Here is a 13717-nt window from a genome sequence, read left to right as displayed (position 1 = left end):
TTAATAAAGTTAAAGGCTATCGCGTGCTGATAGCCTTTTCAACATAAGGAAGGTGGGGCAAGTTGGAGCCATTTTCATTTGAAATCATAAAGCACCTTGCCGTCTTATCTGAAACACGGCCCGGTTGGAGAAAGGAATTGAACATTATTAGTTGGAATGGGTATCAACCTAAGTATGATATTAGAGAATGGAACACTACACATGAAAAAATGAGTAAGGGAGTCACCTTATCAAGTGAAGAGGCAAACCTTTTGGTAAAGGCAGCATCATCGATATTTAATGAAGAATATCTTCCTTATATGGCCGAATCATCTGATAAGAAAATTGAAAATAACTTTAAGCAACAATTGGAAGATAAATGGTTAACAAAAATGCCAGATCTATGGAGTGAAGTAACGGAGATAATACAGTACGCAGAATTTTATAATAAAAATATAATTGCATTAATGGAAATGAAATGTCCTACGAAACAGCCCAGCAGATTGGACACCATAGATTTAGCCATCATTGAGCAGATGGATCAATTGTCGTTTTGTTTTGCCGAACATTTTGCTGAATTAGTCAATGACTTGAAACAGTGTGAGAAAAATATCAATACCGTTAAAGAAGATTCAATTATAAGTACGCAGAAATAAACATAAGAACGGAGGACAATGTGGCTGAATTTAAATATGAAATTATCCAAGAAATTGTAGTTTTATCGGTAAATAAAAACGGATGGCGTAAAGAGCTGAATCTCATCAGCTGGAACGGAAAAGAGCCTAAATATGATATAAGAGAATGGTCGCCAACCCGTGAAAAAATGGGAAAAGGGGTGACGCTAACAAAAGAAGAATTAATGATGCTTGTAAAAGCATTAACTGAGAGTGCTAAAGAATAAGCCAGAGTCCGAATTTATCCCGGCTCTGGCTTTCAAGTGAATAATGAAATATGTTTCAATAAAAACTCGTTAATGTAAAGACCCTTCTGTTTTCCGGCATTTTTATATTAATCTGAAATTTCCCTTTTTTCACATATTAAGAGCGTCCCATAACACTCTTCCCAATGAAAACCTTATTTTGACAATTTTTTGATAAGCGATTGGCTTTCTTTTACTGCTTTGTGTTCGAATTTCGCTGTCGTTACTTTTTTGGGGTTTTGCGGCGTTAACCGTCTGGGCTGTTGATCCATATTCTTTCCTCCGCTTGTTACGTGGTACTATCCTATCCATATGCAGAGGAGTTCAAACATGGAACAAAAAGAAGCATTTCTCCCTTAAATAACAGGCTAAAACTTTGTAGCTAACCGCTTTCGAAGTTTCCTATTTTGATCCAATAATGATTTGGTTGATGCAAACTGAGGAACAGTGGTGATACGAGCCTTTGTTTTCGTTTCAGCATCTTTTTGCTGCTCTTTTTGGGAATGCTTTAATAAACTCATAACGGTTTCTCCTTCCCCATTGGTTACTCTAATTTTATCATAATTTTTGCCTTTTTACGCTTGCCAATTATAAATTGTTGTCAGGCTAATCACATGCTGGGTGTCAATCTCCATAATCGGCTCGGCTTTAGCTGATAAGACAATCAAAATATTAAACCGGGTCCCATAGATAGGGATAATCGCATATCGGTCTTCTTCCAATGAGCAAACTTGAGCTTGTTGAAGATCCATTGCTACATTCTTTTTATCTGGCATGTCAACGTTGTAGAGATTTTCTATCCGATGTAAGACATTTAAAATGCACCCTTGCAATTCTTCTTCATTCTCCATGCCCTCTATTTGATAGATATTAGCTTCAATGCCAAATTCATTTGTATACTGAACAAGGGTTTGAAGCAATCCTTGCCGGTAGTGGTCGAAATCGAAAGAAGAAGGTTTACTGGCAAAAAGCTCTTCCCCGCTTTGCAGAAGAATGGAAAACACACTTGCTTTTTTGCGCATAAATTGTATCGTTTTCACATTCTGTTTCAGCGTTTTAACAATCTTGTCGCCTTCTCGAAATTCAGCCGACCAGATTTTCACAATGTGGGGCGTTTGATAAATGGCCAGGTCTACAAAAACAACTAACCCGGCAAGTTGAAGAAGAAACTTCCAGTCTTTAAAATCGATCGCTTCTAAAACAAAGCCCATTAATAGTCCCGCTACAAAAATAGTATACAATGCTTTTCTCAGCAATCCAGAGTGCTCTTCAAATCGTTCCTCTTTTATCCAATACAAACAAAAAGTGAACAAAATATAAAAGAAAAATAGAATGGAAAAAATAGTAAAACATGTTCGCCTGTATGCACTTGAAGGGACCGATAACGTTCTTTCGTAATTTCTGCCTCTAAATATTCGGATGTATCTTCCCTGTACAATTCAAGGTGAACGGTGGGTCCTACCATATGGATATGGCTGATTGTTGCGGCGACGCTGTCTTTTCCCTGTTCTTCCCTCGTTATGCTAATGTCATGGGGCCGCACATAACCAACCGCCTGTCGATTCGTTTCCAATTGGAATTCAGGCGCGTCCAGCTCAATGGACCCGTGTTTCAATTTGCCGTTATCGAGCCTGCCGTGGAATAAGTTGACATTGCCTAAAAAATCGTACACAAAAGGGCTTTTAGGATGATCGTAAACTTCTTCGGGGCTTCCGATTTGCTCGATTTTCCCTTTGTTCATGACCACAATCCGGTCCGCCACATCCAGTGCCTACTCCTGGTCATGGGTGACGAAAATGCTTGTCACTTGAAAGTCGTCATGAAGCCTTCTTAGCCAGCGGCGCAAGTCTTTTCTCACCTTTGCATCCAATGCTCCGAACGGCTCATCTAAGAGAAGCACTTTTGGTTCAACCGCGAGTGCCCGGGCCAGCGCCACCCGCTGTCTCTGTCCGCCGGATAGCTGCGAAGGGTAGCGGTTTTCCAGCTCTTTTAGCTTCACAAGCTCCAATAATTCATGAACTTTTCTCTCGATTTCTTTTTTTGATGGCCGCTGTTTCCGGGGGCGCACTTTTAGCCCGTAAGCTACATTTTCAAAAACCGTCATATGCCTGAATAGCGCATAATGCTGAAAAACAAGGCCGACTTTTCTTTCTTTCGCGTGAATCGCCGTTATATCTTCATTACCAAAGTAAATGGAGCCTTGATCCGCCGCTTCCAGGCCGGCAATGATCCGGAGGAGGGAAGTTTTCCCCGAGCCGGAAGGCCCAAGCAAAGCCACTAATTCACCGGTCTTTATATCGATATTGATATCGTCAAGGGCATGAAAGTCGCCAAATGATTTCGAGACATTTTTTATCGTTATGCTCATTTGTTACATACTCCTTTTAATTGCTGAGTCTATTGATTTGTTTTTTCGTTACCCACTCAAGAATGCTTTTAAGGACGAGAGTAAGGATAGCGAGCAGCGACATGAGTGATGCGACAGAGAATGCCGCTGCAAATTGATATTCGCCGTACAGAATTTCGATATGAAGAGGCATCGTATTCGTCAGTCCGCGGATATGGCCAGAAACGACAGACACTGCGCCAAATTCTCCAATCGCCCTGGCATTGCACAAGATCATTCCGTACAATAGCCCCCATTTTATATTTGGAAGGGTGACGCGCCAAAACGTTTTCCACCCGCTCGCGCCGAGCGTCAGTGAAGCTTCTTCTTCACTGGATCCTTGCGCCTGCATTAACGGGATTAACTCCCTTGCGACAAAAGGGAAAGTGACGAACAGGGTGGCAAGGACAATTCCAGGCAAAGCGAAAATTATTTTTACATTATGTTCGGAAAGCCACTCTCCGAACAAGCCGTTTGTGCTGAATAGCAAAACGAAAACGAGCCCCGCGATCACCGGGGATATTGCAAAAGGGAGGTCGATGACCGTGATCAATACGTTCTTCCCCTTGAAATGAAATTTGGTAATGGCCCAGGCGGCGGCAATCCCGAACGCGTTCAGCGGCACGGCAATCGCGGTGACAGTCAAGGTCAGCTTGACAGCGGACATCGTTTCCGGATCGGTGATCGCTTTTATATAGACGTCTATCCCTTTCTCAAATGCTTGAAGGAATATTGTGATCAGCGGCAAAACGAGAAATAAAAGTAAAAAAATAAGAGCAATGGCAATCAATAGCCACCGTATCCATGGTGATTCGGCTGAAGCTTTCGAATGCTTCAAAGGTATATTTGTATATTGAATCGGTACATTTCCAGCCAAAAAAACTACCTCCTTAGCTTGCGGCAAATTTCCGGTTTGTCCACCATTGCAGCCCATTAATCAGCAATAGAAGGATGAAGGATGTCACTAACATGACGGCGGCGATGGCTGTTGCTCCGGCATAATCATATTGTTCAAGTTTTGTCATGATTAAAAGGGAAGTGATTTCCGTCTTCATTGGCATATTTCCGGCAATAAAGACAACGGAGCCATATTCGCCGAGCGATCGGGCAAACGCCAGGGCAAATCCGCCAAGCGCCGCCGGAAGAAGCTGAGGAAAAATCACCTTTCTAAATGTTTGAAAACGGCTTGCCCCGAGGCTCGCTGAAGCTTCTTCCACTTCGCTTTCAAGATTTTGCAGAACCGGCTGGACCATCCGGACGACAAACGGCAGCCCGATGAAAACGAGGGCGACGACGATGCCGAGTGGAGTAAAAGCGACTTTAAAGCCGAGTAGGCGGCCGATCCACCCGTTCGGGGCGTACAAAGTCGTTAAAGCGATGCCCGCTACGGCTGTAGGCAGGGCAAACGGCAAGTCGACAAGTCCATCGATGATACTTTTGCAGGGAAAGTTATACCGGACGAGCACCCAGGCGAGAAGCACGCCGAAAAAAACGTTGATCAGTCCGGCTGCAAATGATGCCCCGAAGCTCAGCTTGTAAGAAGCGATGACCCGCGGATCTAAAACCGTCCCCCAGAATTTTGGCCATCCCATTTTGGCCGTGTGAATAAAAATCATCGATAAAGGCAAGAGGACGAGAATGCTTACATAAAGCATCGTATACCCGAGGGATAAACTGAACCCGGGCAGCACGCTATATTGCTTGTTGCTTGAATCCTTTTCGTTTCATATTTCACCTCTAACAGTTATGAAGCTGCAATTCTTCCTACTGAAAGAATTGCAGCGGGAAAGTGTATTTATTTCGGTTGATAGATTTGGTCAAATGTTCCCCCGTCAGTAAAAATGCGTTTTCTGGGCTTTTTCCCATCCGCCGAAATCTTTGTCGATCGTCACTAGATTAATAGCAGGGAACTGGCTCGCGTATTTTTTGAGAACTTCTTTGTTTCTTGGGCGATAGTAGTTTTTAGCAGCGATCTCTTGCCCTTTTTCAGAATAAAGGTAGTTCAAGTAAGCTTTTGCCACTTTCGCCGTTCCTTTTTTCTCTGCTACTTTATCGACGACGGCAACCGGCGGTTCGGCAAGGATGCTGAGTGAAGGGTAAACAATCTCAAACTTGTCTTTGCCTAATTTCTTTGTCGATAAGTACGCTTCATTTTCCTACGCGATTAAAACATCGCCGATTCCTCGCTGGACGAATGTGTTGGTCGAATCACGAGCGCCCGAGTCAAGCACTTCAACATTTTGATACAGCTTTTTCATAAAATTTTTAATCTCTTTTTCGTTGCCATGATATTTTTTATCGGCATAGGACCACGCGGCAAGATAATTCCAGCGCGCCCCGCCGGATGTCTTCGGATTCGGGGTAATGACGGAAACCCCTTTTCTCGCAAGGTCATCCCAATCTTTGATCTTTTTTGGATTTCCTTTTCTTACAAGAAACACGATGGTAGACGTATAAGGCGATGAATTGTCATCAAATCGCGATTGCCAATCCTTTGAAATGATGCCCCGTTTCTTGCTGATTTCGTCAATGTCATATGCGAGTGCAAGTGTCACGACATCGGCTTCAAGGCCATCAGTCACCGCCCGAGCCTGTTTCCCGGACCCGCCGTGAGACTGTTTAATGGTAACCTGTTGCCCCGTTTTGTTTTTCCAATATTCAGAGAAGGAAGCGTTGAACTCTTGATAAAGCTCCCGTGTAGGATCATAGGAAACATTCAGCAGCTCTACTGATTTTTTTGAATCGTCGCTTTCTTTTGCTTCTCCGCTCGTCTTCTCGTTGCCGCAGCCGCTGAGAACGAGCGACAGAGCTGTAAAAACGAGCAAAACAATAGAAATTGATTCCCTTAGTTTTTTCATTTTGATCTCTCCATTTCTCTTTTTTTATAAATCAAAAGGCTGCGTCTTAAGTTAAGACGCAGCCTTCAGTTTATCTGATCAGCACCGCATTTGATTTTTTTTGGAAAGCCAATATTTGATTTTCTTTACATTATACTCATTTATCCGATTGGTCAACTAGGTTTTAAAAATTTTTAAATTTGTTTCGAAAATTCCACGCAGGGAATGTATGTTCTGGTATAATAGAGGTAATATAAAATAGTTAGGAGGAAAAGGATATGGAATGTTCGCTTGGGGATGTAACTATTCATTATAAAACGCGTGGAACTGGCCGTCCGATACTTATGATCCACGGATTTACGCCTGACCATCGGCTTATGACCGGCTGCATGGAACCTATCTTTAAGGAGAGGGAAGGCTGGAAGCGGATCTACATCGATCTTCCGGGAATGGGGCAAACAAAGGGATATCCGCAAATTGAGAGCAGTGATGATATGCTCGATGTCGTGTTGCGGTTTATTGATGCCGTCATTCCGAACGAATCTTTTTTAGTGGCCGGCGAGTCATATGGCGGATACATCGCACGGGGCATTATAAGCGAAAGGAAGGAATACATAGATGGGGCAGCCTTCATTTGCCCACTGATTATACCTGAAAATGAAAAAAGGACGCTTCCTGCTCATCACGTTCTTTACTGCGATGAGGATTTTCTCGCAAAGTTTAGCAAGGAAGAAAAAGAGGAATTCACTTCAATATCCGTCGTGCATGACGAGTATAATTGGAGCAGGTATCGCGATGAAGTTGCATCGGGATGCAGCATCGCGAACGAAGAATTTTTGGCGAAAATCCAAAAGCGATACGGATATTCTTTTCCGGTCGATGAGCGGATTTCTTCCTTCGACAAGCCCAGCCTGTTTCTGTTCGGGCGTCAGGATTCGATCGTAGGATTTAAAGACGGATGGTCGCTTCTTGATAAATTCCCGCGGGCAACTTTTGCGGTGTTAGACCGTGCGGGGCACAACCTGCAAATTGAGCAATCCACTATGTTTACGTTATTTATTCACGAATGGCTGGATCGTGTGGAAGAATCGAAATAAAAAAACAGCGATCGTATTGCAAAACGATCGCTGTTAAGAAGAGATTAGGCGCTTGTTTTATTCCGTTTCACCAGGAAGAAAAAGCACGAAATGGCGGCAACTTCGGCAGCGGCGATGACAATGCCCATCGGAAGGGCGGTGTGGCTGCCCCCAAGCCCGACGAGCGGTGCGGCGAGCGCGCCAAAGATGAAAGGCAGCAAGCCGAGCAAGGCCGAGGCGCTTCCGGCTGTCTTTTCCTGGCTTTGCATCGCCAGCGAGAAGCTCGTCGTCGAAACGATGCCGACACTCGAAACAACAACAAACAAGGGAATGACGACCCCGATCAGCCCGCCACCGGCTAGAATCATTGTAAAAAGAATAAGCCCTCCGAGTGTCGCAATGCCGAGGCCGGTAAAAAGAAGCCTTGATTCCCTTATCCTCCCCGCCAGCTTGCCAGTTAATTGGCTGGCAATGATGATGCCAATTCCATTGACTGCGAAAAATAGGCTGAACCCTTGAGGCGACACGCCAAAAATATCTTGGAGGACGAATGGCGATCCGGATATATAGGCAAACATGGCGGCCATCACCAGTGCCTGCGACCAGGCGTACCCCATAAAAACGCGGTCCTTAATCAAGTCACGGAAGGTCGACAGCGTATTTTTTATGCCACCCGCCGCTCGCCGTTCCACTGGCAATGTTTCTTTTAAACCGAAAATGACGGCAGCAAGCATCACTGCGCCAATGAGGCAAAGAACGACAAAAACCCCTTGCCATGGGACAATTTTCAATAACTGGCCGCCCACAATCGGTGCCAGGATCGGAGCCACTCCGTTAATAAGCATTAAAAGTGAAAAGAATTTCGTCAATTCCGTTCCAGAATAAAGATCCCGGACGATAGCACGGGAAATGACGATGCCAGCGGCTCCGCATACCCCCTGGACAAACCGGAGGACGATCAGTACCCAGATGGATGGACCGATCGCGCAAAGCAATGAGGAGGCAGCATATAAGGCAAGCGAAATAATGAGCGGTTTTCGCCGCCCGCGAACATCGCTCACCGGCCCGACGACAATCTGGCCAAGCGCAAGCCCTAACAGGCAGGCGGTCAAACTAAGCTGGGCAAGCGAGGTTGTCGTATGCAAGTCTTTTGTCAATGTCGGCAATGAAGGAAGATACATATCGATGGAAAGTGGTCCGAATGCCGACAAAGAGCCGAGAATGAGGGCGATCCACAATCGGCGTGAACGTGACATGTTATGCGTATATGCTTCTTTTGATTGGCGCAATACGTTGTTCATCTATCATTTCAGTCCTTCCCCATGTTTATTTCAATAAAAATTTCTAACTATTATACTACAACTATAAATTAATTAGTTAATTTTTTTATAATTTCCGAGATCGTAACTTCTGGAAACGTCAGAGGACCTTCAAAAGTGAAGGTCCTCCCATTAAGAAAATTGTTCCTTATATATGCTTTCCATTTTGTTGCGGCCGGCATGGATGTCCTGGTGAAACTGAATGGCCGCATTGCTGCGAATTTTTCTTACCTCGTCTAAGGCGTTTTCAAGATGTTTGTCAATCGCCGAATCCGCCGATTGGATCGTTTCTTTTGCGATCGACAAACCTGCGACAAACCCTTGCGCTCTGGCGACTTTGGCGCTTTCAATGCCTGTAATGTTTCCGGCGACGTATAGTCCTTCAAGCGGTGTTTTCATCCGTTCATTATGGACAGGCACATGGCCGCCGAGTTCTGGAAAATAATGAAATGGACAGCCGGCGACAGCCGCAAGTTCAGCAAGCGGATAAAGCCCTCCGGCAATACAGACAAAGTCGACATCCATCGTTTGCTTGCTCCCTTCGATCCTTTTTCCATCGGGAGTGACGCTGCAAATAGTGACGGATTCTACTTCTTTCTCTCCATTAATTTGAACTGCCACCTTCCGGAGATGGATAGGGATGCCCCACATTTTTACCCCGCTTTTCGGATAAAAAGTGAGAGCGAGGTTTTGCATCCAATTGGCTCTGGCGAGTTTGCCTCCCATTCTTAGAAATGCGGATGGCGCCAGATGGGAAATACGCAATATTGATTGCATGACTTTGCGGGGATTCCCGGCATCTTTAGTTATCGGGTTAACAGGGGGCAACACCATTCCGGCAACGTCGACGCCCGCCAGCTGAAGTTCACGGGTAATCGCCGCTGACAGCACATTGATGCCAATAACGATCCCTTTCTTTCCAGGGCGGACACGGTGCACATTCGTCATGACCTGGGCGGCTCCGATTGACATGACGCCTGGAAGCGTCCAGCCCGGAACGGGTGCGGGGGTCTCAGCGGCACCGGTCGCAAGCAGGAGCTTAGGCGTGTCGATCCGCTCTTTATTCGTGTGGACACGCCAGCCTTGTCCCGCTTCTTCAATATGATGGACGGATACACCACACCATATGTCGACACCGAGTGCTCTTGCCTGTTCCACTAAAATGTTTGCTTCCTTGATTCCATTCCACCACGTGCCATCGGGCTCCTGGTGAAGCTGGCCAAGAAGGCGGCCGCCCGGTTTCATGAATTCATCGATGACAACGACTTGCAAGTTCCATTTCGCGCAGGCGATCGCAGCGGATAATCCGGCTGGCCCTGCGCCGATTATAACGGCATCATACATGGCGGGCAGCCTCCTTTCGTTTTAAAGGAGTAGGTTGGCGTTTTCCGCTTTCAATTACCATGCCGTCTTTAATTTCTGTCAAACAACTGCGGACGCCGGGTTGCCCGTTGACCGTCACGCGGCATTCGAAGCAATGGCCGATATTGCAATAGATCCCGCGCGGCGTTCCTATTTCTTCGTGGACGCGAAGCGTTCGGACACCGCTGGCTAAAAGGGCGGCGGCGATCGTTTCTCCTTCAAATCCTTTATACGTTTTCCCGTCGAACGTAAAATGAACGGTATTTCGTTCAGGCATCGTCCCGAGAACCGGATGATGGAGAATGCGGCGATCAGTCATGGCATCCGCCTCCTAACGTTTGGAATGAAACCGGCCGGACGGGTGGCTGGTATTTCAAAGGCATCTGATCTGGCGTTTGATTTCCCGTCGCCTCCATTACAATGGCATCGATCGCAAAACGGCACGTCCGTCCGCCACAATAGCCCATTCCCGCTCTAGTGCGCAATTTTAGCTCCCGGGCCGAACATTTATATTTTTTTGCCGTATTCGCTAATTCTTCAAGGGTAACTTCTTCACACCGGCAAATAACGATTGCTGAATCTTTCATTAAAAAATCCTCCTTCATTGATGGCTTAAGGGCTTCATTCGCTTCTAATGAAAGTAAGCATGCAAGAATTAAGCCAACTTGAAGGAAGAAGAAGTTGCAACATGGCGGGGTTCTTCATTCGATAAGTAGAGGTTATCTTCGGCAAATATTCAAGCTTCTTTATTCGGTAAGTAGAAGTCATCTTCGGCTAAATGCCAAGTTTTTTCATTCGATTGTAAAGAGTGGCCCGGGTGATGCCGAGCTGGGTGGCCGCCGCTTGTTTATTTCCATTTTGTTTTTTCAACGTTTCCAAAATGATTTTCTTCTCATAGTGGCCAAGCTGTTTGCTTAGCGTCAAGGATGGATCGACCGTTATTTTTTCTTCGAAATACAAGGAGGATTCCGGACTGATTTGCGGTTCAGGCGTAAATGGCAAATCTTCTCGTTTAATATGGCCATCTGTCGCAAAGACGACAAGCCGTTCAATGGCATTTCTCAGTTCGCGTATGTTGCCGGGCCAATCGTAAGCTAGCAAATCTTGCATGATATTTTGCGAGATTCCATGCAATGGTCGATTATAGCGAACGGAAAATTCATAAAAAAAGTAATGGCTCAGCTCAATGACATCTTCATACCGCTTACGCAAAGGAGGGACTTGGATGTTGACAATATTCAATCGGTAATACAAGTCTTCGCGGAACTTATTTTCGCTTACCATTTTCTCTATATTTTTATTTGTGGCGGCAATGATGCGGAAGTCGGCGTCAATTTCTTTCGTCCCGCCGACGGCAAAGTATTTTTTCTCTTGCAATACCCGAAGGAGCTTCACTTGCATATCTAAAGGCATTTCCCCGATTTCATCCAAAAAGAGCGTGCCTCCTCTGGCCAATTCGATTTTCCCTTTCTTGCCACGTGTATCCGCCCCGGAAAACGCCCCTTTTTCGTAACCAAATAATTCGCTTTCAAATAGGGAGGCCGGAATTGCCCCGCAATTGATCGGGATAAACGGGCTGCCGGCTGCTTCCCGCGTTTCATGAATCGCTTTGGCGAACAGCTCCTTGCCGACGCCGCTTTCCCCGAGGATCAAAACAGGGACCTCCGTCGTACACACTTTTTTTGCCCGCTCAATCGTTTCTTTAATAGCCTTGCTGCTTCCCCTGATCATTTGAAACGGGTCTTTGGAAGGGCTTAATTTGGACACTTTTTCCTCTAATTGAAGCATTTTTGCCGAGACGTTAAACAGTTCCTGGTTAAGGCGGACTTGTCTCGTAATGTCTGTTTCGGAAACGACGGCTCCGACAATTTCATCATGCAAATAGACGGGGGCTGAATTGATAAGCACGGTCACATCTTCGTGCGGTTGGTGATGATGCTTGTTCAACGTTTTACCCGTTTTCAGTGTTTGCATAATTTCCAGATGGTCGATTGTAAAAAAGTCCGTAATCGGCTTTCCGACGATTTCGTTTTGTTTATAGGAAAAAATCCGTTCCGCCCCTTCCGTCCATACTTTAACGATACCATCTTTATCGATCGCCGTGACGGAGGCATCGATCGTATTGAGAATAGTTTTGAAAAAAACTTCGCCATATTGAAGCGCATGAAATAAATGCTGTATCACATTGTAGGCCGACAGGTAGCCCGCGATGCCGCCGTCTTGCTGTTTCACGATAATGATGTTGTTCTCTTTAAATAATGGGAGAATTTTCTCCACGGATTCATTCTCGTTAATCGCGGCACACGGTATCCAGCTTCTTTTTGACCGGTCAAAATAGGAAGGTTCATCGCAAAGCGCCAGGAACATGTTGCGGGAATCTTCTTTTAAGATCGGTTCATCTTTCGTTGTCAGCAAAAGAAAATCCGTTTCCATCCATTCATGAAGAGAAGGCAAGTAACTGAACATCATTCATCCTCCCCTGAAGAAGTGTCAAATTTTTTATACGCTATAAAAAATATTTTACACTTTTAATAAGAAAATACAAATAATTTTGACACTTTATAAACAGGTGGGAGAATGGGCAGTTCTAGCGGTTGATCACTCTTTTGGCATAGATTTTGCAATTTTAATGGCGAGGGAAAGGGGGAGAAGTATGACCGCGAAGCAGCATGCGGAGGTTGCCATTATTGGCGGAGGAATTATCGGCAGTGCGATAGCGTATTACATTTCAAAAGCTGGCCTTGATTGCCTCGTTCTTGAAAAAGGCGAGCTTGTAAGTGGCACATCGTCCAGGTGTGATGGCAACATATTGGCGATTGACAAAGATCCGGGCTTTGACAGCCAGATGTCGTTAAAAAGCCAGGAGCTCGTAGGTGAATTAAGCCGTGAGCTTGATTTGCCGTTTGAATATCGGGCGCCGGGGAGTATTTTAGTGTGTGAATCAGAAGAAGAGATGGCGGCGGCGGAAAAATGGGTCGCTCGCCAAAAAGAAGCGGGATTGCGCTTTCGGATGTTGGACCGCTCCGATATTCGCCAGGAATCTCCTTATTTTGCCGACGATTTGCCTGGAGGATTGGAGTGCGAGACGGATTCAACCGTCAATCCTTATTTAATGACCTATTCCTTGTTTGATAAAGCGCAAAAATATGGCGCGCGCATTGTAACTCACACCGAAGTTAAGTCAATTATAAAGAACGGAAATTTTTCAATTGAAACAACGAATGGAACGTTTACGGCGAAAAAGGTTGTCAATGCTGCCGGAGTCTGGTCGCCGATGATCGGCAAAATGGTCGATGTTAACGTGCCTATAAAGCCGAGAAAAGGCCACATCGTTGTCGCTTCGAGACAGCAGCCTGTCGGATTGCGGAAAGTAATGGAGTTCGGCTACCTTATCTCAAAGTTCGGCGGCAAGCGGCAAGTAGATGAAGAAACGAAAGAATATGGCGTCGCACTCGTTTTTGAGCCGACCGAAAGCCAGAATTTCTTAATCGGGAGCAGCCGGCAGTTCGTTGGATTCGAAACGGCGGTTGATATGACCGTTATTAAATGTATGGCGCGCCGGGCGCTTCGATTTTATCCGAAAATCGCCGACTTTACGCTCATTCGCACATATGCGGGCCTTCGTCCATGGACGGAAGATCATTTGCCGATTGTTTCCCACGTAGAAGAAGTTCCCGGGTTTTACATTGCAGCGGGGCATGAAGGGGACGGGATCAGCCTGGCGGCGGTCACAGGGAAACTCATCGAAGAACTTATCCGCGAGAAGGCCGAAACGATCATCCCATATGAGCCGCTTCGCCACGACCGCTTTTCCTTTTTGACAGAAGGGGTGACATAAA

Annotated in this window: 11 protein-coding genes and 4 pseudogenes; 4 read left to right on the top strand and 11 right to left on the bottom strand. The window is 45.6% G+C overall.

Features of this window, described 5'->3' with window-relative positions:
• Positions 1-62 precede the first annotated feature (62 nt).
• A pseudogene (locus WD019_RS09495) lies at positions 63-260 on the top strand (YdbC family protein); the annotation flags it as partial.
• A 395-nt stretch (positions 261-655) separates the two neighbouring features.
• Positions 656-880, top strand: a complete 225-nt coding sequence (locus tag WD019_RS09490; protein WP_425711323.1) for a YdbC family protein — start codon at positions 656-658, stop codon at positions 878-880.
• 386 nt (positions 881-1266) lie between these two features.
• Here the strand turns inward: WD019_RS09490 and WD019_RS09485 are convergent, their stop codons facing one another.
• From WD019_RS09485 to WD019_RS09460, 6 genes and pseudogenes are all read right to left on the bottom strand, one after another.
• A complete protein-coding gene (locus WD019_RS09485) occupies positions 1267-1419 on the bottom strand; it encodes a hypothetical protein (RefSeq protein WP_425711322.1) in 153 nt (50 codons plus the stop codon).
• Positions 1420-1473: 54 nt separating this feature from the next.
• Positions 1474-2196, bottom strand: coding sequence for a type II toxin-antitoxin system SpoIISA family toxin (locus WD019_RS09480; protein ID WP_425711321.1), 723 nt, complete (start codon positions 2194-2196; stop codon positions 1474-1476).
• Positions 2184-3266: pseudogene (locus WD019_RS09475) on the bottom strand (sulfate/molybdate ABC transporter ATP-binding protein). Before WD019_RS09475 ends, WD019_RS09480 begins: the two are co-directional and overlap by 13 nt.
• A gap of 16 nt (positions 3267-3282) precedes the next feature.
• Positions 3283-4161 carry a sulfate ABC transporter permease subunit CysW gene (gene cysW, locus WD019_RS09470; protein ID WP_425711320.1) on the bottom strand — a complete coding sequence of 293 codons (879 nt, stop codon included), beginning with the start codon at positions 4159-4161 and terminating at the stop codon, positions 3283-3285.
• Positions 4162-4174: 13 nt separating this feature from the next.
• Positions 4175-4978, bottom strand: a pseudogene (gene cysT, locus WD019_RS09465) (sulfate ABC transporter permease subunit CysT); the annotation flags it as partial.
• Between the two features lie 101 nt (positions 4979-5079).
• Positions 5080-6142, bottom strand: a pseudogene (locus tag WD019_RS09460) (sulfate ABC transporter substrate-binding protein).
• Between the two features lie 257 nt (positions 6143-6399).
• Between WD019_RS09460 and WD019_RS09455 the strand changes: the two are divergent.
• A complete protein-coding gene (locus WD019_RS09455; protein WP_425711319.1) occupies positions 6400-7218 on the top strand; it encodes an alpha/beta fold hydrolase in 819 nt (272 codons plus the stop codon).
• Positions 7219-7262: 44 nt separating this feature from the next.
• Here WD019_RS09455 and WD019_RS09450 read toward each other — a convergent pair whose 3' ends face one another.
• The 5 genes from WD019_RS09450 to WD019_RS09430 form a co-directional block, all read right to left on the bottom strand.
• Positions 7263-8498, bottom strand: a complete 1236-nt coding sequence (locus tag WD019_RS09450) for a multidrug effflux MFS transporter (protein ID WP_425711318.1) — start codon at positions 8496-8498, stop codon at positions 7263-7265.
• Positions 8499-8648: 150 nt separating this feature from the next.
• Positions 8649-9860 (bottom strand): NAD(P)/FAD-dependent oxidoreductase, encoded by a 1212-nt coding sequence (locus tag WD019_RS09445; protein WP_425711317.1) that lies wholly within the window; start codon positions 9858-9860, stop codon positions 8649-8651.
• Positions 9853-10197, bottom strand: coding sequence for a (2Fe-2S)-binding protein (locus tag WD019_RS09440; protein ID WP_425711316.1), 345 nt, complete (start codon positions 10195-10197; stop codon positions 9853-9855). Before WD019_RS09440 ends, WD019_RS09445 begins: the two co-directional genes overlap by 8 nt.
• A complete protein-coding gene (locus tag WD019_RS09435) occupies positions 10190-10465 on the bottom strand; it encodes a (2Fe-2S)-binding protein (RefSeq protein ID WP_425711315.1) in 276 nt (91 codons plus the stop codon). Before WD019_RS09435 ends, WD019_RS09440 begins: the two co-directional genes overlap by 8 nt.
• Positions 10466-10652: 187 nt before the next feature.
• Entirely contained in the window at positions 10653-12347 is a 1695-nt protein-coding gene (locus WD019_RS09430) for a sigma-54 interaction domain-containing protein (protein WP_425711314.1), read from the bottom strand.
• Positions 12348-12531: 184 nt separating this feature from the next.
• Between WD019_RS09430 and WD019_RS09425 the strand changes: the two genes are divergently transcribed.
• Positions 12532-13716 carry an NAD(P)/FAD-dependent oxidoreductase gene (locus WD019_RS09425; RefSeq protein WP_425711313.1) on the top strand — a complete coding sequence of 395 codons (1185 nt, stop codon included), beginning with the start codon at positions 12532-12534 and terminating at the stop codon, positions 13714-13716.
• Position 13717 lies beyond the last annotated feature (1 nt).

This window comes from Fictibacillus sp. Mic-4 (assembly GCF_049843615.1).
Lineage (GTDB): Bacteria > Bacillota > Bacilli > Bacillales > Fictibacillaceae > Fictibacillus_A > Fictibacillus_A gelatini.
The sequence above is the reverse complement of the archived record's forward strand: the minus strand, read 5'-3'. Positions and strand labels throughout refer to the sequence as shown.